Annotated in this window: 18 protein-coding genes; 9 read left to right on the top strand and 9 right to left on the bottom strand. The window is 63.6% G+C overall.

The window, feature by feature from the left end; all coding sequences use genetic code 11:
* Nucleotides 1-26: 26 nt before the first annotated feature.
* Together purL and ACFFUC_RS09480 are read right to left on the bottom strand one after the other, a co-directional pair.
* Nucleotides 27-2,198, bottom strand: a complete 2,172-nt coding sequence (gene purL / locus ACFFUC_RS09485; RefSeq protein ID WP_377685679.1) for a phosphoribosylformylglycinamidine synthase subunit PurL — start codon at nt 2,196-2,198, stop codon at nt 27-29.
* 298 nt (nt 2,199-2,496) lie between these two features.
* On the bottom strand, nt 2,497-3,402 hold the full coding sequence (locus ACFFUC_RS09480) for a LysR family transcriptional regulator (protein ID WP_377685677.1): 906 nt from the start codon (nt 3,400-3,402) through the stop codon (nt 2,497-2,499).
* Between the two features lie 515 nt (nt 3,403-3,917).
* Here ACFFUC_RS09480 and ACFFUC_RS09475 point away from each other — a divergent pair.
* The 7 genes from ACFFUC_RS09475 (at nt 3,918) to ACFFUC_RS09445 (ending at nt 9,937) form a co-directional block, all read left to right on the top strand.
* A complete protein-coding gene (locus ACFFUC_RS09475; protein ID WP_377685676.1) occupies nt 3,918-4,730 on the top strand; it encodes a glutamate racemase in 813 nt (270 codons plus the stop codon).
* Between the two features lie 18 nt (nt 4,731-4,748).
* Complete coding sequence (gene ccmE / locus ACFFUC_RS09470) at nt 4,749-5,192, top strand: cytochrome c maturation protein CcmE (protein WP_377685674.1); 444 nt, start codon at nt 4,749-4,751, stop codon at nt 5,190-5,192.
* 116 nt (nt 5,193-5,308) lie between these two features.
* Entirely contained in the window at nt 5,309-5,920 is a 612-nt protein-coding gene (locus ACFFUC_RS09465; RefSeq protein WP_377685672.1) for a holin-associated N-acetylmuramidase, read from the top strand.
* Nucleotides 5,911-6,417 carry a holin family protein gene (locus ACFFUC_RS09460; protein ID WP_377685670.1) on the top strand — a complete coding sequence of 169 codons (507 nt, stop codon included), beginning with the start codon at nt 5,911-5,913 and terminating at the stop codon, nt 6,415-6,417. The genes ACFFUC_RS09465 and ACFFUC_RS09460 overlap by 10 nt, the downstream gene beginning before the upstream one ends.
* A 259-nt stretch (nt 6,418-6,676) precedes the next feature.
* The gene (locus tag ACFFUC_RS09455; RefSeq protein WP_377685669.1) at nt 6,677-8,647 is read left to right on the top strand and encodes a heme lyase CcmF/NrfE family subunit; all 1,971 of its coding nucleotides are present in this window, start codon (nt 6,677-6,679) and stop codon (nt 8,645-8,647) included.
* 3 nt (nt 8,648-8,650) lie between these two features.
* Entirely contained in the window at nt 8,651-9,103 is a 453-nt protein-coding gene (locus tag ACFFUC_RS09450) for a cytochrome c-type biogenesis protein (protein WP_377685667.1), read from the top strand.
* Between the two features lie 63 nt (nt 9,104-9,166).
* Nucleotides 9,167-9,937: an enoyl-CoA hydratase-related protein gene (locus ACFFUC_RS09445; protein ID WP_377685665.1), complete on the top strand. Its 771-nt coding sequence runs from the start codon at nt 9,167-9,169 to the stop codon at nt 9,935-9,937.
* A gap of 27 nt (nt 9,938-9,964) precedes the next feature.
* Here the strand turns inward: ACFFUC_RS09445 and ACFFUC_RS09440 are convergent, their stop codons facing one another.
* The 3 genes from ACFFUC_RS09440 to ACFFUC_RS09430 all read right to left on the bottom strand — a co-directional run bounded on the left by ACFFUC_RS09440 (nt 9,965) and on the right by ACFFUC_RS09430 (nt 12,644).
* Entirely contained in the window at nt 9,965-10,666 is a 702-nt protein-coding gene (locus ACFFUC_RS09440; protein WP_377685664.1) for an NUDIX hydrolase, read from the bottom strand.
* Between the two features lie 4 nt (nt 10,667-10,670).
* A complete protein-coding gene (locus ACFFUC_RS09435; protein WP_377685662.1) occupies nt 10,671-11,126 on the bottom strand; it encodes a DUF983 domain-containing protein in 456 nt (151 codons plus the stop codon).
* 123 nt (nt 11,127-11,249) lie between these two features.
* On the bottom strand, nt 11,250-12,644 hold the full coding sequence (locus ACFFUC_RS09430; RefSeq protein WP_377685660.1) for a diguanylate cyclase: 1,395 nt from the start codon (nt 12,642-12,644) through the stop codon (nt 11,250-11,252).
* A 116-nt stretch (nt 12,645-12,760) separates the two neighbouring features.
* On the opposite strand from ACFFUC_RS09430, the gene ACFFUC_RS09425 reads away from it, so the two are divergent.
* Nucleotides 12,761-13,030, top strand: a complete 270-nt coding sequence (locus tag ACFFUC_RS09425; protein WP_377685658.1) for a DUF3572 domain-containing protein — start codon at nt 12,761-12,763, stop codon at nt 13,028-13,030.
* A 41-nt stretch (nt 13,031-13,071) separates the two neighbouring features.
* On the opposite strand, the gene ACFFUC_RS09420 is transcribed toward ACFFUC_RS09425, so the two are convergent.
* Together ACFFUC_RS09420 and ACFFUC_RS09415 are read right to left on the bottom strand one after the other, a co-directional pair.
* Entirely contained in the window at nt 13,072-14,433 is a 1,362-nt protein-coding gene (locus ACFFUC_RS09420) for an aminotransferase (RefSeq protein WP_377685656.1), read from the bottom strand.
* A gap of 125 nt (nt 14,434-14,558) precedes the next feature.
* On the bottom strand, nt 14,559-14,906 hold the full coding sequence (locus ACFFUC_RS09415; protein WP_377685654.1) for a TfoX/Sxy family protein: 348 nt from the start codon (nt 14,904-14,906) through the stop codon (nt 14,559-14,561).
* Nucleotides 14,907-15,103: 197 nt separating this feature from the next.
* Between ACFFUC_RS09415 and miaB the strand changes: the two genes are divergently transcribed.
* On the top strand, nt 15,104-16,453 hold the full coding sequence (gene miaB, locus ACFFUC_RS09410) for a tRNA (N6-isopentenyl adenosine(37)-C2)-methylthiotransferase MiaB (protein WP_377685653.1): 1,350 nt from the start codon (nt 15,104-15,106) through the stop codon (nt 16,451-16,453).
* Nucleotides 16,454-16,563: 110 nt separating this feature from the next.
* On the opposite strand, the gene ACFFUC_RS09405 is transcribed toward miaB, so the two are convergent.
* Together ACFFUC_RS09405 and proS are read right to left on the bottom strand one after the other, a co-directional pair.
* A complete protein-coding gene (locus ACFFUC_RS09405; RefSeq protein ID WP_377685652.1) occupies nt 16,564-17,040 on the bottom strand; it encodes a DUF2937 family protein in 477 nt (158 codons plus the stop codon).
* Between the two features lie 7 nt (nt 17,041-17,047).
* Nucleotides 17,048-18,406: a proline--tRNA ligase gene (proS, locus tag ACFFUC_RS09400; protein ID WP_377685650.1), complete on the bottom strand. Its 1,359-nt coding sequence runs from the start codon at nt 18,404-18,406 to the stop codon at nt 17,048-17,050.
* Between the last annotated feature and the right edge of the window lie 190 nt (nt 18,407-18,596).

Genomic DNA, 18,596 nt, shown 5'->3' with positions numbered 1-18,596 from the left:
CCGTTTGTCGTTTCCGAAAGGCCGGATCAGTTCAGGTTCAGGCCGATGCGATCGGCAAAGGCGCAGCGGTACAGCTCGGACAAGGCCTTGAGCGGGGCGCGGTCGGCGCCGAAGACCACATCCGCGCCACCGAATTGACCGATGCGCGCGGCGGGCACGCCGGCTGCCTGTGCAGCCGCCAGAATCCCCTCGGCCTCGCCGGCGGAGCAGGCGACCAGATAGCGTGCCTGATCCTCGCCAAAGAGCGTGGCGATCGTGTCGTCATTCAGCGTGACGCCCAGGCCCGCACCTTCGCCCATCTCGAATGCCGCGAGCGCGATCCCGCCATCGGAGAGGTCCGACACCGAGCTGAAGCGTTTGCGGTTGTCCAGAACGAACTGGCCGTTGCGGCGCTCGGCCGCGAGATCGACATGGGGCGCGTCACCGGCTTCGATGCCGAAAGCTTCCGCCGCAAGTGCGGATTGGCCGAGATGGCCCTTGGTTTCGCCCAGAACAATCGCGACATCGCCATCCGAGGGCAGGCCCGCGATCAGCTGGTCCAGTGTTGCGATCAGCCCGACGCCGCCGATGGTCGGGGTCGGCATGATGCCCTTGCCGTCGGTCTCGTTGTAAAGAGAGACGTTGCCCGAGACGATCGGGAAGTCGAGCGCGAGGCAGGCCTCGCCGATGCCTTTGATCGCGCCGACGAGCTGACCCATGATCTCGGGCTTTTCGGGATTGCCGAAGTTGAGGTTGTCGGTCGCGGCCAAGGGCGTTGCGCCTGCAGCCACCAGATTGCGCCATGCTTCGGCCACGGCTTGCTTGCCGCCCTCGAACGGGTTGGCTTTGACGTAGCGCGGCGTCACGTCGCTGGTGAAGGCCAGCGCTTTTTCGGTACCGTGGACGCGCACGACGCCCGCACCGATGCCGGGACGGCGCACGGTGTCGGCACCGACCTGCGTGTCGTATTGCTCCCAGACCCATGCCTTATGCGCATAGGAGGGCGCGCCGATCAGCGCCTTCAGCGCCTCGATTGGCGTGATTGCGGGCAAAGCGGGCATGGCCGCCGCGACAGGCGTCTCGACCCAAGGGCGGTCGTATTCCGGCGCGTTTGACGACAGCTTCGACAGCGGAAGATCCGCCATGATCTGGTTGCCGTGCTGGATCAGGAAGCGGTCCTCGGCAATGGTTTCGCCGACGATGGCGAAATCAAGGTCCCATTTCTCGAAGATCGCGCGTGCCTCGGCCTCTTTTTCGGGCTTGAGGACCATGAGCATCCGCTCTTGGCTCTCCGAGAGCATCATCTCGTAGGCCGTCATCTTGGTCTCGCGCTGGGGCACGTTGTCGAGCACCAGCTTGATGCCGAGACCGCCCTTGTCGCCCATTTCGACCGCCGAACAGGTCAGGCCCGCGGCGCCCATGTCCTGGATCGAGATGACGCTGTCGGTTTTCATCAGCTCGAGGCAGGCTTCGAGCAGGCGCTTTTCGGTGAAGGGGTCGCCGACTTGAACGGTCGGGCGCTTTTCCTCGATCGTGTCGTCGAATTCGGCCGAAGCCATGGTCGCGCCGCCGACACCGTCACGGCCGGTTTTCGCACCGAGGTAGACCACCGGCATGCCGACGCCCGAGGCCGCCGAATAGAAGATCTTGTCGCTGTCGGCGAGGCCGGCCGCGAAAGCGTTCACAAGGCAGTTGCCGTCATAGCTCTGGTGAAAGCGCACCTCGCCGCCGACGTTCGGAACGCCGAAAGCATTGCCGTAAGCGCCGATCCCCTCGACGACACCCTTCACGAGATGGGCGGTCTTGGGATGGTCGGGGCGGCCGAAGGACAATGCGTCCATCGCGGCAATCGGGCGCGCGCCCATCGTGAAGACGTCGCGCAGAATACCGCCGACGCCGGTCGCGGCACCCTGATGGGGCTCGATATAGCTCGGGTGGTTGTGGCTTTCCATCTTGAAGACCACGGCCTGACCGTCGCCGATATCGACGACGCCCGCATTCTCGCCCGGGCCGCAGATCACTTGCGGGCCCTTGGTCGGCAGGGTGCGCAGCCATTTCTTCGAGGATTTGTACGAGCAATGCTCGTTCCACATCGCCGAGAAGATACCCAGTTCGGTAAAGCTCGGCTCGCGGCCGATGATGTCTAGGATACGCTGATATTCATCGGGCTTGAGGCCGTGCGCGGCGATCAGTTCCTCGGTGATCAGTGGTTCGGTCATCGTGATGCCCTCTAGCCCGGAGTTTGACGGCCTTTTAAGCGGCAGTCGGCCAATAGGAAAGGCCCGAGACGTGCTCGGGTGGCGGAATGAAGCGAATTTCCCTCAGGCCTTGGAGATGGGGTAAAAAAAAGCCGGGCACAAGGCCCGGCCTAAGTCCAACAGGGAGGTGAAGCCGACGAGAGTTGCCTCAAATCATCGTCTTCGCTGACTGAGATATGGGCAGGGCGTGCACGGTTCAAGGGCGAAGTCCGCGCAAAGCGGCATGTCCGATATGCAGCCAGCGAATATCTCGGGAATATCAGGCGGTTTCGCCCTCTGTCAGACCCCGTTTCATCGCCTGGATCTCTTCGAGAACGAAGTCGCGGAAGGCCGAAACGCGGCGCGAGGTGCGCAGCTCTTCGGGGAATGCCAGAAAAACGGGCACTTCGCTGGATTCGATGTCGGGCAGCACGCGAACGAGGTCGGGCACGTCGATCGAGACGTAATCGGGCAGCACGCCGATACCGACATTGCTCTGCACCGCCTGCAGCACGCCGAAATAGCTGTTGACGAGCAGCGTCGAAGGCGAGTTCTGGCTGAGCAGCATTTTCGCCAGCATCGCGCCCGAGCTGACCTGCGGGGTCGAGGGATTCTGGCAGATGATGCGATGGCGCGCGAGATCCTCGAGCCGCTTGGGTGTGCCGTTCTTGGTCAGATATTCCTGCGTCGCGTAAAGCCGCATGCGGATATTGAGAAGCCGGCGCCGGATAAGGTCTTGCTGGTTCGGCTCTTTCATGCGGATGGCGACATCGGCCTCGCGCATGGGCAGGTCAAGCACGCGCTCTTCGAGGATCAGGTCGATCTTGAGATCGGGGTAGCGCTCGTAAAGCTTGGCCAGACGCGGCACCAGCCAAAGCGTGCCGAAACCTGTGGTCGTGGTCAGCTTCAGCTCGCCATAGACATGTTCCTCGCTGTCGCGGATCCGCGCCGAGGTCGTGTCGAGCTTGCGCACCATGGCCGAGGTCGCGTCGAACAGCAGCTCGCCCTGTTCGGTCAGGATCAGCCCGCGGGCATGGCGGTGAAACAGCGTCGTCCCCAAGGATTCCTCGAGGGCGCGGATCTGGCGGCTGACTGCCGATTGCGACAGATGCAGGGTCTCGCCGGCATGGGTCAAGCTGCCGGCATCCGCCACGGCGTGAAAAATTCGGAGCTTGTCCCAATCCATCGAATTGCTTTCTTGAGTTATCAGCCATGCATTATGCGCAACCCTTAGCACAGACATAGCCCGGCACAATATAGGGGAATTTGAAGATTATCGCCGATTATGGGTCATTTCCCTTGACCCATAAAAGTGACCGACTGTTTTGGTTGAGTATTGTGGCATGTGATCGCTTTGCGATTGATCCGGGCAGCGCTCTGCGAAACCGGTCGATTCATGCACGAATCCCGACATTCGGGGCGGGCGAACGGCAAAGCCGCAACGCGGTCTCATGCCGGCGGACCTGCGTCAAGCCGCGCCACTACCTTCGGTTTCGGGGTTGCGTGATCGCAGGGAAGTGAATGGATGTGAGACCCGCGCGGCATTTTGTGCCGTATTTCGCGTCTCGGATCGCATTTGGCGGGGCTTTGCGGCCTTGTGCCGCAGGCTGCTGACAGGATCGTTAGGGCGGGATGCCGAGTAAAGCGTGGCATTTTCGCCGGTTTTCTCTTAAACCCGCCTGCATAGACAGGAGAAAACCTATGGCAGTTGGCGTCTTTGATTCGGGCCTTGGCGGATTGACCGTTCACGAGGCGATCGCCGCCAGAATGCCGGACCTGCCGCTGGTCTATTACGGTGACAATGCCAATGCCCCCTATGGCGTGCGCGACAGCGACGATATCTATCAACTGACCTGCCGCGGCGTGGAGCGTCTCTGGGCCGAGGGCTGCGATCTCGTCATCCTCGCCTGCAATACCGCCAGCGCCGCTGCCCTACGCCGCATGCAGGAGACCTGGATCCCCGAGGGCAAGCGCGTCCTCGGCGTCTTCGTTCCGCTGATCGAGTCGCTGACCGAACGCCAATGGGGCGACAATACGCCTCCGCGCGAGGTTGCGGTCAAACATGTCGCGCTTTTCGCGACGCCTGCGACCGTCGCCAGCCGCGCATTCCAGCGCGAACTGGCCTTCCGCGCGATCGGCGTCGATGTCGAGGCCCAACCCTGCGCCGGTGTCGTCGACGCGATCGAGCAGGGCGACGAGCTTTTGGCGGAAGCCTTGGTGACCAGCCATGTCGAGGCTCTCAAGCGCCGCATGCCCCATCCCGAGGCCGCGATCCTCGGCTGCACCCATTATCCGCTGATGCAAAGCACCTTCCAGAAGGCGCTCGGCGAGTCCGTCAAAGTCTATTCGCAAGCCAATCTTGTCGCCGAGAGCCTCGAGGATTATCTCGCAAGGCGTCCTGAATTCGTCGGCTCGGGGACTCGTTCGGCCTATCTCACGACGGGTGATCCCAAGCGGGTCTCGGGCAAAGCCACGCAGTTTCTGCGCCATGCCATCTCTTTTGAAAGTGCCTAAGGAACTTATCGTACAGACATGAAAAGCCTAAAGAAAAAAAGAAGAATTCAGGTTCTCGTTGCCGCTGCCGTTGCGCTTGTTCTGGCGGCCGGCCTGATCGGTTATGGCTTTCGTGACGGCATCAACCTGTACCGTTCGCCCGCGCAGCTCGCAGAGTTTCCGGCGGCCGATGGCGAGGTTTTCCGGCTGGGCGGTCTGGTGGTCGAGGGCAGCCTCGTGCGCGGCGCGAGCGAGACGATCACCTTCAGCGTGACCGATGGCGGCGCGACGGTTCCGGTCCGCTTCACCGGCGTTCTGCCTGATCTTTTCGGCGAGGGCGAAGGCATGATCGGCACCGGCTCGATGGAGGGCGACACCTTCGTCGCTTCGGAAATTCTCGCCAAACATGACGAGAGCTATATGCCCAAAGAGGTCATCGACTCGCTCAAGGCGCAGGGCGTCTACGAGGGGCCGAGCAGCTGATCCGCGTGCTGCCATCCTTGGGCTGACGGCTGCTGGTGCCGCGCAACGCACGCTTCGTTAAGATTTGCTTAGCGCGCGCGGCGCAATCATCTCCCCGCAAGCAGTAGGGGGAGAGCATGAAAACCGTCGAAGAGATAGCTGCCGAGATTGTCGCCCGCGAGGGCGGCTTCGTGAATGATCCCGACGATCCGGGTGGGGCAACCAATTTTGGCGTGACCTTGGCGACCATGCGGCGCCTCGGGCTGGATCGTACCAAGGACGGGCGGGTCGATATCCGCGACGTCAAGGCGCTGACCCGCGCCCAGGCCCAATCGATCTTTGTCGAGCATTACTTCCGCAGGCCCGGCCTGTCCGAACTTCCCGCGATGCTTCAGGCCAGCGCCTTCGACATGTATGTCAATGCAGGCGTCAATGCGGTGAAAATCCTGCAAAAGCTGGTCACACGCATGGGTTACCACGTCAAGGATGACGGGCTGATCGGTCCCTTGACGCTGGCGGCGGTTGCCAAAGCGGGGGCGGCGGCCCCCGACCATCTGGCTGATGCCTACGGGATCGCGAGGCGCAACTACTACTACGCTTTGGCCGACAGCCGTCCCGCCAGCCGGAAGTATGCGCGCACCGCCACAGGCGAAAAGGGCGGCTGGATCCGGCGCGCCGAAGAGTTCATCGACCGGAAATACCATCTCAGCCTCGCCGAGCACCGCGTGAGGATTGCAAAATGGGCGTGATCGACCGCTTCATCGGGATCGGTTCCGCCGTGACCAGCGTTTCAAACGCCGCGGGCAGTCTCGCCGAGGTCTTCACCCCCAATGCCACCCGCAGGCAGGAGTTGGAGGGGCAGGCTTATGCCCAAGCAATGGAGGAGCATCAGGCCGAGTTCCTTTATCAGGGAGATGGATTGTTCGATAGGTTTATCAATGGGTTGAATAGGCTTCCTCGACCTGTTCTAACCTTGGGGACCTTGGGGCTTTTCGGCTATGCAATGGTGGATCCGCCCGGTTTCAGCATGCGCATGGACGGTTTGGCCTTGGTACCGGAGCCGCTGTGGTGGCTTTTCGGCGCGGTCATCAGCTTTTACTTCGGCGCGCGCGAGGCCCACCATTTCCGCAGACAGGCAATGCCGCGGACCAGGTCCTCACCGGTTGGCGGGCCGCAGGGAGAGGGCGCGGGTGCCGATGACTTCGCTGATAATGCCGCTTTGCGCGATTGGGCGGCAAAGGGCTGATTATACGGGATAAATCCAGTTATCCGCAAAATGCGGCAATTCTGCGGGTCGGGGCGGTGCCTCGGCCCGCAACCGTTTTTCGAGGGGCGATTGCCTGGCGAGTTGCCGGACCGAGAACCGGCAAAGGCCGCGCATTCACGGGGCTTTGATGTCGCGGAAGTGATCCGTGCCGCTCCCCTGTGACAACCTGACCGCATCGGGGGGGCTGGCTCGTGGCGGCACATGGGGCTATCTTTCAGCAGATACTCCGGAGACAGCCATGATCGCCGAAATCGGCCATTTCGCCCTAATCCTCGCCTTTGCGGTTGCGATTTTTCAAACCATTGTGCCCTTGATCGGCGCCGAGCGCGGCTGGACGCCCTGGATCGAGGCGGCGCGGCCGGCGGCCATGGCGCAGTTCCTGCTTGTCGCGGTCTCTTTTGCGGCCCTGACCCATGCTTTCGTGACCTCGGATTTTTCGGTCGCGCTGGTCTACGAGAACTCGCATACCGACAAGCCGATGCTCTATAAAATCTCGGGGGTTTGGGGCAACCACGAAGGCTCGATGCTGCTTTGGGTGCTGATCCTCGCGCTCTTTGGCGCAGCCGCGGCCTCGTTCGACCCGAACCTGCCGCCCAAATTGCGGGCACGGGCGCTGGCGGTTCAGGCCTCGGTGGGCGTCGCCTTCTACGCCTTCATCCTCTTTACTTCGAACCCGTTCCTGCGTTTCGAGAATGCACCCTTCAACGGTCGCGACCTCAACCCGCTGCTGCAGGACCCGGGCCTCGCCTTCCATCCGCCCTTCCTTTACCTCGGTTATGTCGGGTTGAGCATGGCCTTCAGCTTTGCCGTCGCCGCCCTGATCGAGGGCCGCGTCGACGCCGCCTGGGCGCGTTGGGTGCGTCCGTGGACGCTCAGCGCCTGGATGTTCCTGACCATCGGCATCGCGCTGGGGTCGTGGTGGGCTTATTACGAGCTTGGCTGGGGCGGCTTCTGGTTCTGGGATCCGGTCGAAAACGCCAGCTTCATGCCCTGGCTTCTCGCGGGCGCGCTGCTCCATTCCGCCATCGTGGTCGAAAAGCGCGAGGCGCTCAAAAGCTGGACGATCCTGCTTGCGATCATGGCCTTCGGCTTCTCGCTGATCGGGACTTTCATCGTGCGTTCCGGGGTCATCACCTCGGTCCACAGCTTCGCCAACGACCCCGAGCGCGGCGTCTTCATTCTCGGCATCCTTGCGCTTTTCGTCGGCGGTGCGCTTACGCTATACGCTTTCCGTGCCAGCGCGATGCAGGCGAAAGGGGTGTTCTCGCCGGTCTCTCGCGAGGGGGCGCTGGTGCTTAACAACATCCTGCTCGCGGTCTCGGCTTTCGTCGTCTTTATCGGAACGGTTTGGCCGCTGATTGCCGAAATGGGCTGGGACGCCAAACTGTCGGTCGGCACGCCTTTCTTCGAGAAAGCCTTTACGCCCTTCATGGTGGTGCTGGCGATGATCCTGCCGATCGGTGCGATTCTGCCGTGGAAACGCGGCAATATCGGCAAGGCGCTGCGGCCCCTGCGCGGAGCGCTGCTGTTCGCCTTCGCTCTTGGTGCGCTGGTCTATGCGGTCTCGACCGGAAAATCGGCGCTGGCGGTGGTTGGTGCGGCGCTTGGCGGCTGGCTGGTTGCGGGCGCTGCGGTCGATCTGTGGCTGCGGACCGGCAATTCCGGCCTGTCGCGTCTGACTCGTCTGCCGCGCGCCGATTGGGGCAAGGCGATTGCCCATGCCGGCCTCGGCGTGACCTTCATCGGGGTCAGTCTGTTGATGGCCTGGCAGGTCGAGGATATCCGCGTGGCCCAGATCGGCCAGCCCTTCACGGTCGCGGATTACGAGATCACGCTCGACGAGGTCAAAGAGGTCAAGGGCCCGAACTACACCACCACCATGGCCACGATGCATGTCGATCGCGACGGCAAGCGGGTCGCGGTGCTCTATCCCGAAAAGCGGGTCTATCCGGTGCAGGCGATGCCGACGACCGAAGCCGCGATCCAGAACGGGCTGTTCCGCGACATCTATCTGGTGATCGGCGACCCGCAGATTGACGGCGGCTGGGCTGTGCGCAGCTATATCAAGCCTTTCGCAAGCTGGATCTGGCTCGGGGCGGCGCTGATGGCGCTTGGCGCGCTGGTCTCGCTGACCGACCGGCGCTACCGCGTGGCGGCAGGGGCTGCGCGCCGCAGCGCTGCTCCGGCACGCGCGACACCGGCGGAGTAAGCGATGCGGATCACTCTTCTTTGCCTGTCGCTTCTGATGGCTGCCCCCGCTTTTGCGGTGCAGCCTGACGAGGTGCTCGCGGATCCCGCGCTCGAGGCGCGGGCGCGCGAAATGTCCAAGCTCCTGCGCTGTCCGGTTTGTCAGGGCGAGACGATCGACGAATCCAACGCGCCGATCAGCCGCGATCTGCGCCTTTACGTCCGCGAGCGGCTGGTTGCCGGCGATACGGATGCGCAGGCGATCGATGCGGTCACCGACCGCTTCGGCGAATTCGTCCTGTTCGAGCCGCCCAAACGCGGCATGAACTGGCTGCTGTGGCTGGCGGGGCCGATCATGGCGCTGCTCGGCGTGCTGATCGGTTGGCATTTCCTGCGAGGGCGCGCCCGCGCCGAAGGCAGTGCCGAGGCCTTGTCGCAATCCGAAAAGGACGAGATCGACCGCATTATGCGCGAATAAGGCGGATCGGCCCCTGCAGGGCCCACCGCACACCCCATCTCGACGAAACGGCAGGGAGGCCGCATGTCCTACAAGACGATCGAATTTTCGCTGAGCGACGGGGTGGCGACGATTGCCCTCAACCGGCCCGAGGTGATGAACGCGCTCGACAGCCGCATGCGCGCCGAGATCGCAGAGGCGATGAACAGCCTGCCGGCCGAGGCGCGTTGCGCGGTTCTGACCGGCAATGGTCGCGCCTTTTGCTCGGGGCAAGATCTGACGGATGCGCAGTCGGCGATCGACCTCGAGGCGACCTTGCGCAACGAATACGAGCCGATGCTCTGGTCGATCCGCAAGGCGCGTGTCCCCGTGATCTGTGCGGTGAACGGGGTTGCGGCGGGGGCAGGGGCCAATCTGGCTTTGGCGGCCGATGTCGTGATCGCCACGCAATCGGCGGTGTTTTTGCAGGCCTTCACCAAGATCGGCCTGATCCCCGATGCGGGCGGCACCTATATTCTGCCGCGCAAGGTCGGCATGGCGCGGGCGGCGGGGATGATGCTTTTCGCCGACAAGATTACTGCCGATCAGGCCGCCGATTGGGGCATGATCTGGGAGTCCGTGCCCGACGGCGAATTCGCTTCCGTGATCGCGGCGCGGGCGCGCCACCTCGCCTCGGGGCCGACGGCGGCCTTCCTTGCGGTGCGCGAAGCTTTGGCCGAATCCGCGACCAACGACATGGCCGCGCAGTTGCAGGTCGAGGCGCGTCTGCAGGGCGCGCTCGGGAAAAGCCACGATTTCGGCGAAGGCGTACAGGCATTCCTGCAAAAACGCGCGCCGCAATTCACCGGCCGTTAAGCGGGGGCCGTTACGACAAGCCGCGCGTCAGGTGATCCTGCTGAAGCGCGGCACCTCGTCGCGGTTGTCGAAGAACGGGACTTCGGCGGGCTCGTTCAAAGGCCCGCCGCCCGAGGCCCGCAGGAGCGCGCCCAATTCGGCCAGTACAACCTCGGTGATGAAGGGCAGGTCGAGTTCGCGCGCCTCGCGGATCGGCACCCAATGGAGATGGGAGAGCTCGTCGCAGGCGGCCGAGAAATCCTCGGCGTCGCCGTGGATATGGCCGGCATCGAGCAGCAGGAAGCGCGCATCGAAGCGGCGGCTCAGGCGCGGTGGCGTGATGGCGCGAAACATATAGATGAGGTTCGAGGGGTCGGGGGCGATCCCTGCCGCGCCGTAGCGATGCCAACCCTCGGGAGCGAGGCCTTGGCTGCCGGTCAACAGGCCGGTCTCCTCGGCCAGTTCGCGCAAGGCCGCAGCCGCAATCGCATGGGGGGTGACTTCGGAAGGCGATCGCGGCTCTGCGCCCAGACGGGCGGCAGTGCGGGTGGCAAGAGCGCCGCCCAGACGCGCCGTGCCGTCTTCGGGATCGACCGCGCCTCCGGGGAAGACATATTTCGACGGCATGAAAGCGGCCGCCTTGCCGCGCTGGCCCATCAGGACCGAAGGGCCCCGCGCGGCATTCCGGTTCACGACCAGAATGCTTGCCGCATCGCGAATTGCCAAAGGCTGCGCGCTGCGGTCATTCATGGCGTTACTGCGCCGAAAGCGCGATATCGGCCGGACCTGCGGCACCATCCTCGCGCGGATTGCTGCGACGGGTATCGCCGAAACCATGCATGCGCCGTGCCCATTGCACGCCGACAAAGCCGCCTTTGACTACCGGCAGAAGCGCCAGCGAGGCCACAATCGCACCGATCGAGAAGGAGAGAAGCAGGGTCATCGGGCTCGGGCGGTACATCATGAAGATCGCCATCAGCAGCGGGGTGCCGAGATGCGAGACCAAAAGGATGGTCAGATAGGCCGGACCGTCATCGGCGCGCTGGTGGTGCAATTCCTCGCCGCAGGAGGGGCAGGAATCGTTGACCTTGAGGTATTTGCTGAACAGCTTTCCCTCGCCACAAGCCGGACAGCGACCCCGCGCGCCGCGCAGAAGGGCGGGTTTTGTCGGGCGGTCATTGATCTCTTGGGCGATTTGCGTCTGGGACATGGTGCAGGATCCTCGCATGCGTTCCATCAGACATAGTCCTGCAACCCGAGAAAGGGAAGTCGGGCGCGGCGGCAAAGCGTCGCAGCCCGCACTTAAGTCGCACAGGCTGCCGCGCGGGTTTCGTCATGCGGCCAGCCCCTGCGGGGCAAGGATGATGCGGTTTCTGCCCTGCGATTTCGCGCAAAGAAGGGCGCGGTCGGCGCGCGAAAGCAGGAGCTCGACGGGACTCGATGCGGGGGTTGCGCCTGCCGGCATGAGCGCCACGCCGACCGAGACGGTGATGTCGAGCGCGACCTTGCCCGTCTCGCCCTGAACGACAAGCGGGGTGCGGGCGACCGCCTCGCGGACGGTATCGGCCACGACCAGCGCCTCATCGGCGCATGCAAGGGGGATGACGGCAAGAAACTCCTCGCCTCCCGTGCGCGAGAACAGCGCATTGGCGGGCAAAGCGTCGCGCAGACGTTCGGAAACGCCGATCAGCACCTGATCGCCTGCGCTGTGGCCATGGGCGTCGTTCACCCGTTTGAAGCGGTCGAGATCAAGCGCGAGCACCGCCAGCGGGGTCTGGTCGCGCGCGGCCTGCGCGACCATGTCGCCAAGACGCGGCATGGCGTAGCGGCGGTTGTGGAGGCCGGTCAGAGGATCGGTCATCGCCCACAAGATGTTGCGCGTCGCCTCTCGCCGGCGGCGGTCCGACAGGAATTTGCGCTCGAGCTGGGCCTTGATGCGGATCGCGGCCTCGGCGGCATTGATCTGGGGGCTCATCATATGGGGGAGCACATCGCCCGCCCCGAGATCGAGCGCGACGCCCATCGCCTCGGCCCGCTCGGGGCGGAGTGCGACAAGGAAGGCCGCATCGCGCGAGAAAGGACGCGCCTGCAGTTCCGACAGCAGCCGCAAGCCGTCGCCGTTGCGCTGGATATCGGCGGAAATCACATAAAGATCGGTCGCGGGGCCTGATTGCGCCTCGGCCAAAGCGCGTTCGGGGTCGCAAATCGTGATATCGCAGGGGATCAGGTCATGGAGCGCATAGCGCCAGGCCAGCGCGGTTCCGACCTGATCGGCCACGAAGACGGCGCGGGCGCCGGTCTGGCGCGACCTTTCGGACGGGGGCGGGCGCCGGCTGCTGAGATCCTCGCCCGGGGTGGCCAGAAGCGAGGATTGCCGCAAGAGCGAGCGGATCCGCGCGAACAGCGCCTGATCATCGTCTTGCGGATCGAGAATCGCGCTGGCCCCGGCATCGAGCGCGGCCAGCCGTTCCCCCGCATCGACCTGAAGGAGGATCGGCAGATGGCTGCATCCGGGCATATTGCGGATGTCGCGGCATAATTTGACCGTGCTGCGGTCGGGCAGGCTTGCGCCGATGATTACCGCGCGCGGCAGTTCCTGACGCAGCCGCTCCAGCGCGTCGCTGCCCGAGGCCAGTGTCTGAACCTCGTGCGCCGCGGCCGAGAGCCGTACCTTCATCACGATCCGGTTGGTCGGCACTCCGTCGACGACCATGATCTTTTCCGTCATCTCTGCCTCCGCCCTCGAACATGCTTGGAGACGGATGCTGCGCCCAAACGGTTAACAAAGGGTTTCCGGCAGGGTAGGAATTGCGCGAGCCTTTCAACCATGAGCAGGAATCCGCCATGCATGCCTCCGAAGCCCGCGACATCGCCGATCACGGTTTTACCCATATCGCCGGCGATCCCGAGCTGGTCGGTGCGCTCCTGGCGCAGGCGGGGGCGGATGCCTCGGCGATCCGCGAGATGGCTTCGCGGCCAGAATTTGCGGTTTTCGTGCTGGATTTCCTGCTCGAGCTTGACCAGCGCGTGCTGGATTTCGCCGCCGCCTCGGGGATCAGGCCCGAGCGAGTGCAAATGGCGCGGGCGGTTCTGGGCGGCTACGATCCTTTCTGACCGCCCGCCCGAAACCGCCCGTCCGAGACCATCAGGGCGCGTCAGGCGACCTCTGCGAAGACTTTCTTCAGCGCCTGTTCGAGCTTGTCGAACATCTCGTCCATCTGGCCTTCCGTCATGATGAAGGGCGGGCAGAGCACGATGGACTGGCCGAGCGGGCGGCAAATCAGCCCGTGGTCGGTGCAGCTGTTGGCGATACGCTCGGAAACGGACAGCTTGGCGTCAAAGGGCAGCTTGGTCGGCTTGTCCTTGACCGCCTCGAGAGCCCACATGAAGCCCACGCCGCGATATTCGCCGATATTGGGGTTCTGCGCGAGCTGTTTGAGCCCTTCCTCGAAGCGGGGCGCGAGGCGTTTGACGTTCTCTGCCAGCCCCTCGTTCATCACCACATCGATTGCTTTCAACGCGATGGCGCAGCCGACCGGATGGCCCGAGGCGGTGAAGCCGTGGGGGAATTCCTCGATCTTTTCGACAGCGTCCTGCACGCGGTCGGCCAGTTCGGGGCCAAGGATGACCGCTCCCATCGGGAAATAGCCCGCCGTCAGGTTCTTCGACGAGATGATCGCATCGGGGACGAAATCATAGGTCTGGCTGCCCCAGGTATTGCCGGTCCGGCCGAAACCGCAGATCACCTCGTCGGCGACAAGCGGAATACCGTGCTTTTTCAGGATCGGCGCAATCGCCTGGAAGTAACCCTTGGCGGGCGTGATGACGCCGCCTGCGCCCATTACCGGCTCGGCAAAGAAGCCCGCGATCGTATCCGCGCCTTCGCGGGCGATCGTCTCGTCCAGTTCGCGGGCGAGGCGCTGCACGAATTGGGCCTCGGTTTCTCCGGCCTCGCCATAGCGCCAGTAATGGGGGCAGGTCAGATGGATGAAACCCTCGAGCGGCAGGCCGAAGACCTCGTTATAGGGTTTGCCCGTCATCGAGGCCGAAACCGCCGTCACGCCGTGATAGGCGTTCCAGCGCGTCAGGATCTTGCGCTTTTTCGGATTGCCTTCGGAGCCGTGCAGGAACCACAAGATCTTGACCATCGTGTCGTTCGCCTCGGAACCCGAGTTGGTGTAAAACACCCGTCCGCGATCATAGGGCGACACCTCGACCAGCTTTTCCGACAGCATCACCGTCTGGTCCGACATCCGCCCGAAAAACGAGTGATAGCCCGGAAAGCGCGCATATTGCGCCTGTGCGGCTTCGATCAGACCCTTGTGGTCGAAACCCGCGACCATGTTCCACAGGCCCGAGTTCGAATCGAGATAGCGCTTGCCGTTGGTGTCGAACACATAGGGACCCTCGCCATGGGTCAGAACCACCGTGCCGCGCTCGTGGACCGAGGGCATGTCGGTGAAACCGTAAAGCGAATATTCCTCTGCGCGAGCTTCCCAGCTTTGCGGCGTGGTCATCGGCGGCACTCCCAGAATAAGCCTGTTTGGGTCACGCTAGCGGGGGCCGTGACGCGGTTCAATGGGGAGGAAGCGCGCCAAGGGCAGTCTTTTGCGACATTGCGGCCTATGGCGCCAAGGCGTTCCTAGCGGCGGGCAAGTCCGATGCGGTCGAGGGCCTCGGCGAGGCTATGGGGGATGTCGTCGGGCAGGGCGGAGCGGCGGCAGTCGGCGATCAAAGCGTCGAAGCGCTCGCGCAAAGCGGCCTTTTCCGCACCGCGACAATCGTTCCAAGGACGGCCCTGCAGCGCCATCTGCAGGACGTAATAGCCGATGAAATGCGGCTTCTCGCCCGCCAGAACCAGCGCGCGATAGGCCTCGTGCGCGCCAAGCGCGCGCAGCGTCGCAACATCGGGCACGCCGGCCCCGATCAGCGCCTTCGCGGTGGCAGGGCCGATATTGGTGATCGAGGTCAGGTCGCTTGCTTGGATCATGGTCGCAAATTTAAAGCCTCGCGCGTGCCGCAACAACCGTGCATTCGCGGTGCCTCCCTTTGTGGCCATGCCTTCGTGGCCATTCGGGGTTGCCGTGCGGGGCGCATCCTTCAAATCTGCGCGTGCCTTTCCCGCAGTACTTTCCAATTTCGGCGCCATCCTGTATCGCAGGCCGAACTTTCCGGGGAAATCGCGACATGACCGAGACAGCGCAGGGCGAAAAGACGGTTGAAGGGGCCAAAAAGCTCTTCATCAAGACCTATGGCTGCCAGATGAACGTCTATGACAGCCAGCGCATGGCCGAAGCGATGGGCTCGGAGGGCTATGTGCTGACCGAGACCGCCGAAGATGCGGATATGGTGCTTCTCAACACCTGCCACATCCGCGAGAAAGCCGCGGAAAAGCTGTATTCCGACCTTGGCCGCCTCAAGCCGCTGAAAGCCGAGCGTCCCGATCTCAAGATCGGCGTTGCGGGCTGCGTCGCACAGGCCGAGGGTGCCGAGATCCAGCGCCGCATGCCGCTGGTCGATCTGGTCGTGGGCCCGCAAGCCTATCACCGCCTGCCGAAAATGGTGCGCGAGGGGGGCGGGGTCGATACCGAGTTTCCCGCCGAGGACAAGTTCGAGCATCTGCCGAAATCCCCCGCGACCCGTCGTGCGCCGACCGCTTTCCTGACGGTTCAGGAAGGCTGCGACAAGTTTTGCGCCTTCTGCGTTGTGCCCTATACCCGCGGGGCGGAGGTCAGCCGTCCGGTCGACCGTATCCTGACCGAAGCCCGCGATCTGGTTTCGCGCGGGGTGCGCGACATCACGCTTCTGGGCCAGAACGTCAACGGCTGGCATGGTGCTGGTGCGGATGGCGGGGATTGGGAGCTGGGCCGGCTGATCCGCGCTTTGGCCGAAATCGACGGGCTCGACCGCATCCGCTATACCACCAGCCATCCCAACGACATGACCGACGATCTGATCGAGGCTCATGGCAACGAGGCCAAGCTGATGCCCTATCTGCATCTGCCGGTGCAATCGGGCTCGGACCGCATTCTCAAGGCGATGAACCGCAAGCACACCGCCGAGGAATATCTTCGCCTGATCGAGCGCATCAAGGCCGCGCGCCCCGATATCGTCCTGACCTCTGATTTCATCGTGGGCTTCCCCGGCGAGACCGACGAAGATCACGCCGCCACTATGGCGCTGGTCGAAAAGGTCCATTTCGGCATGGCCTACAGCTTCAAATACTCACCCCGTCCGGGCACACCCGCCGCCGACCGCCCCGAGGTCGATGCCGCCGTCGCCGATGCCCGCTTGCAGGAATTGCAGGCCCTGTTGACGCGTCAGCAAAAGGCCACGCAGGAAAGCATGGTCGGGCGCGAGTTGAGCGTTCTGGTCGAAAAGGCCGGACGACTGGACGGTCAGATGATCGGAAAATCCGAGTATCTCCATGCGGTCTTCATCGAGAATGCCGGCGACACCAAAGTCGGCGACCTCGTGCGTGTGCGCATCACCCGCTCTGAAGCCAATTCGCTAGGCGCGGCACTGATCCGCGCGTGACGAGGCGGGACAAGGCGAGACGAACAGGAAAGGGCCGGTCAATTAGACCGGCCCTTTTTCTGTGGCTAATGATGGCGGCCTCGGGCGCTTGCGCTACCCGAAGCGCGGCGTCAGGCCGGACGGTGGCGCTTGGGCAGAAACAGCCCGATCACCAAGGCAAGGCACCAGCCAAGCGCGAAACCGATCACGGCGGCAATCAGGCCGCTGGTCGAAATCGGCAAAGCGGGTTTGAAATCGTACCAAGTCGCGGCCAGCGTTGCGCGATCGCGGAAGCGTTGCGGTTCGGCCAAGCGTTCGAGCGGGCCGGATGCCTCGAGCGCGGCAAGATCGGCCTTCGCCGCGTCTAGCCGCGCGACGACCTCGCCCATGACTGGGTGTTCGGCGGGAGCGGCGCCGCCGGACAGATCCGCCAGCGCCGCCGTCCGCGTCGGCGCATCCGTCTCCGGATTGGTAGCGAAGGCGGCGGCAAGCTTGGTCAGCGCCTCGACCTCTCCGCCCAATCGCTGCACATATTGATCGGAAAATGCCGGAAACTGTGAAAACAGCGAGGCGACGACCAGAGCAAGGATCAGGCGGAGTGCGGTCATCGGGTGATCATCCTTTGTAGGCCGCGTCGAAGACCGGCTGGTAGACCGCCTTCAGGCGTTGCACCGCTTCGGCCGGCGACATCTCGACCGATTCACCCGAGCGGCGGTTGGTCAGCTCGACCTTGTTCTCGGCCAGACCACGCGGGCCCACCGTGATGCGCCAGGGCAGGCCGATGAGATCTATCGTCGCGAATTTCGCGCCCGCACGTTCGTCGCGGTCGTCGTAAAGCGGGTCGAGACCGGCAGCTTTCAGCTCGGTGTAAAGCGCCTCGCTGGCCGAATCCGTCGAGGCGTCGCCCTGTTTGAGATTGACGATGCCGACGTGGAAGGGCGTGACGCCCTCGGGCCAAATGATGCCCTTGTCGTCATGGTTGGCCTCGATGATCGCGCCCAGAAGACGCGAGACGCCGATCCCGTGCGAGCCCATATGGGCCGGAACGCGCTCGCCCTTGTCGTTGACGACATTGGCGCCCATCGCTTCGGAGTATTTGGTGCCGAAGTAGAAGATCTGGCCGACTTCGATGCCGCGCGCGGAGCGGCGGCGATCCTCGGGGACCTCGGCGAAGATCGCTTCGTCATGGGTCTCGTCGGTGCGGGCATAGCGCGAGGTGAATTCCTGCAGCACGCCCTCGCATTGCTCAACGCTGTCGTAATCGATCTGGCGGTTGCCGAATTTCAGATCGGTGATCTCGCTGTCGTAGAAGACTTCGGATTCGCCGGTCTCGGCCAGAACGAGGAATTCATGGGTGTAATCGCCGCCGATCGGACCGCCGTCGGCGCGCATCGGAATCGCCTGCAGGCCCATGCGCTCGTAGGTGCGCAGATAGCTGACGAGGTGGCGGTTATAGGCGTGCAGCGCATCTTCCTTGGTCAGGTCGAAGTTGTAGCCGTCCTTCATCAGGAATTCGCGTCCGCGCATCACGCCGAAACGCGGGCGCATCTCGTCGCGGAATTTCCACTGGATGTGGTAAAGCGTCAGCGGCAGCGATTTGTAGCTCGAGACATAGCTGCGGAAAATGTCGGTGATCATTTCCTCGTTGGTCGGACCATAGAGCATCTCGCGCTTGTTGCGGTCGGTGATGCGCAGCATTTCTTCGCCGTAAGCGTCGTAGCGGCCCGATTCGCGCCACAGATCGGCCGGCTGGAGCGTCGGCATCAGCAGTGGGATATGGCCCGCGCGCTGCTGTTCTTCGTGAACGATCTGCTCGATGCGTTTGAGGATCTTGTTGCCGAGCGGAAGCCAGGAATAGATCCCCGCCGCCTGTTGGCGGATCATGCCCGAGCGCAGCATCAGGCGGTGGCTGACGATCTGAGCCTCTTTCGGCTCCTCTTTCAGAACGGGAAGGAAGTAGCGCGACAGACGCATGGCGGAAACCTCTTGATTTGCACAAACGGGTTATCGCAACGCGCCCCGCGCGGCAACAGCGTCCTGCGACTTGGGCTCCAAAGCGGGTGTTCCGCCCAAGCTGTTCGCAACCGTGCGCGTCGTTCGCGATGCGAGGGCGGGGTCCCTGCGGTGGAGCATGTCCACTTTGGACCTGCACGGTTCAACCCTG

This window comes from Paracoccus cavernae, assembly GCF_042430175.1.
Lineage (GTDB): Bacteria > Pseudomonadota > Alphaproteobacteria > Rhodobacterales > Rhodobacteraceae > Paracoccus > Paracoccus cavernae.
This window is presented reverse-complemented; position numbering and strand designations above follow the sequence as displayed.

Excerpts from the sequence above, each read along its gene's own strand:
- ACFFUC_RS09465 (WP_377685672.1), top strand. The coding sequence starts at position 5,309 with ATGAAAACCGTCGAAGAGATAGCTGCCGAGATTGTCGCCCGCGAGGGC.
- ACFFUC_RS09420 (WP_377685656.1), bottom strand. The coding sequence starts at position 14,433 with ATGACCACGCCGCAAAGCTGGGAAGCTCGCGCAGAGGAATATTCGCTT.
- ACFFUC_RS09475 (WP_377685676.1), top strand. The coding sequence starts at position 3,918 with ATGGCAGTTGGCGTCTTTGATTCGGGCCTTGGCGGATTGACCGTTCAC.
- ACFFUC_RS09430 (WP_377685660.1), bottom strand. The coding sequence starts at position 12,644 with ATGACGGAAAAGATCATGGTCGTCGACGGAGTGCCGACCAACCGGATC.
- ACFFUC_RS09415 (WP_377685654.1), bottom strand. The coding sequence starts at position 14,906 with ATGATCCAAGCAAGCGACCTGACCTCGATCACCAATATCGGCCCTGCC.
- purL (WP_377685679.1), bottom strand. The coding sequence starts at position 2,198 with ATGACCGAACCACTGATCACCGAGGAACTGATCGCCGCGCACGGCCTC.
- ACFFUC_RS09450 (WP_377685667.1), top strand. The coding sequence starts at position 8,651 with ATGCGGATCACTCTTCTTTGCCTGTCGCTTCTGATGGCTGCCCCCGCT.
- ACFFUC_RS09405 (WP_377685652.1), bottom strand. The coding sequence starts at position 17,040 with ATGACCGCACTCCGCCTGATCCTTGCTCTGGTCGTCGCCTCGCTGTTT.
- ACFFUC_RS09440 (WP_377685664.1), bottom strand. The coding sequence starts at position 10,666 with ATGAATGACCGCAGCGCGCAGCCTTTGGCAATTCGCGATGCGGCAAGC.
- proS (WP_377685650.1), bottom strand. The coding sequence starts at position 18,406 with ATGCGTCTGTCGCGCTACTTCCTTCCCGTTCTGAAAGAGGAGCCGAAA.
- miaB (WP_377685653.1), top strand. The coding sequence starts at position 15,104 with ATGACCGAGACAGCGCAGGGCGAAAAGACGGTTGAAGGGGCCAAAAAG.
- ACFFUC_RS09445 (WP_377685665.1), top strand. The coding sequence starts at position 9,167 with ATGTCCTACAAGACGATCGAATTTTCGCTGAGCGACGGGGTGGCGACG.
- ACFFUC_RS09455 (WP_377685669.1), top strand. The coding sequence starts at position 6,677 with ATGATCGCCGAAATCGGCCATTTCGCCCTAATCCTCGCCTTTGCGGTT.
- ACFFUC_RS09460 (WP_377685670.1), top strand. The coding sequence starts at position 5,911 with ATGGGCGTGATCGACCGCTTCATCGGGATCGGTTCCGCCGTGACCAGC.
- ACFFUC_RS09435 (WP_377685662.1), bottom strand. The coding sequence starts at position 11,126 with ATGTCCCAGACGCAAATCGCCCAAGAGATCAATGACCGCCCGACAAAA.
- ACFFUC_RS09480 (WP_377685677.1), bottom strand. The coding sequence starts at position 3,402 with ATGGATTGGGACAAGCTCCGAATTTTTCACGCCGTGGCGGATGCCGGC.
- ccmE (WP_377685674.1), top strand. The coding sequence starts at position 4,749 with ATGAAAAGCCTAAAGAAAAAAAGAAGAATTCAGGTTCTCGTTGCCGCT.
- ACFFUC_RS09425 (WP_377685658.1), top strand. The coding sequence starts at position 12,761 with ATGCATGCCTCCGAAGCCCGCGACATCGCCGATCACGGTTTTACCCAT.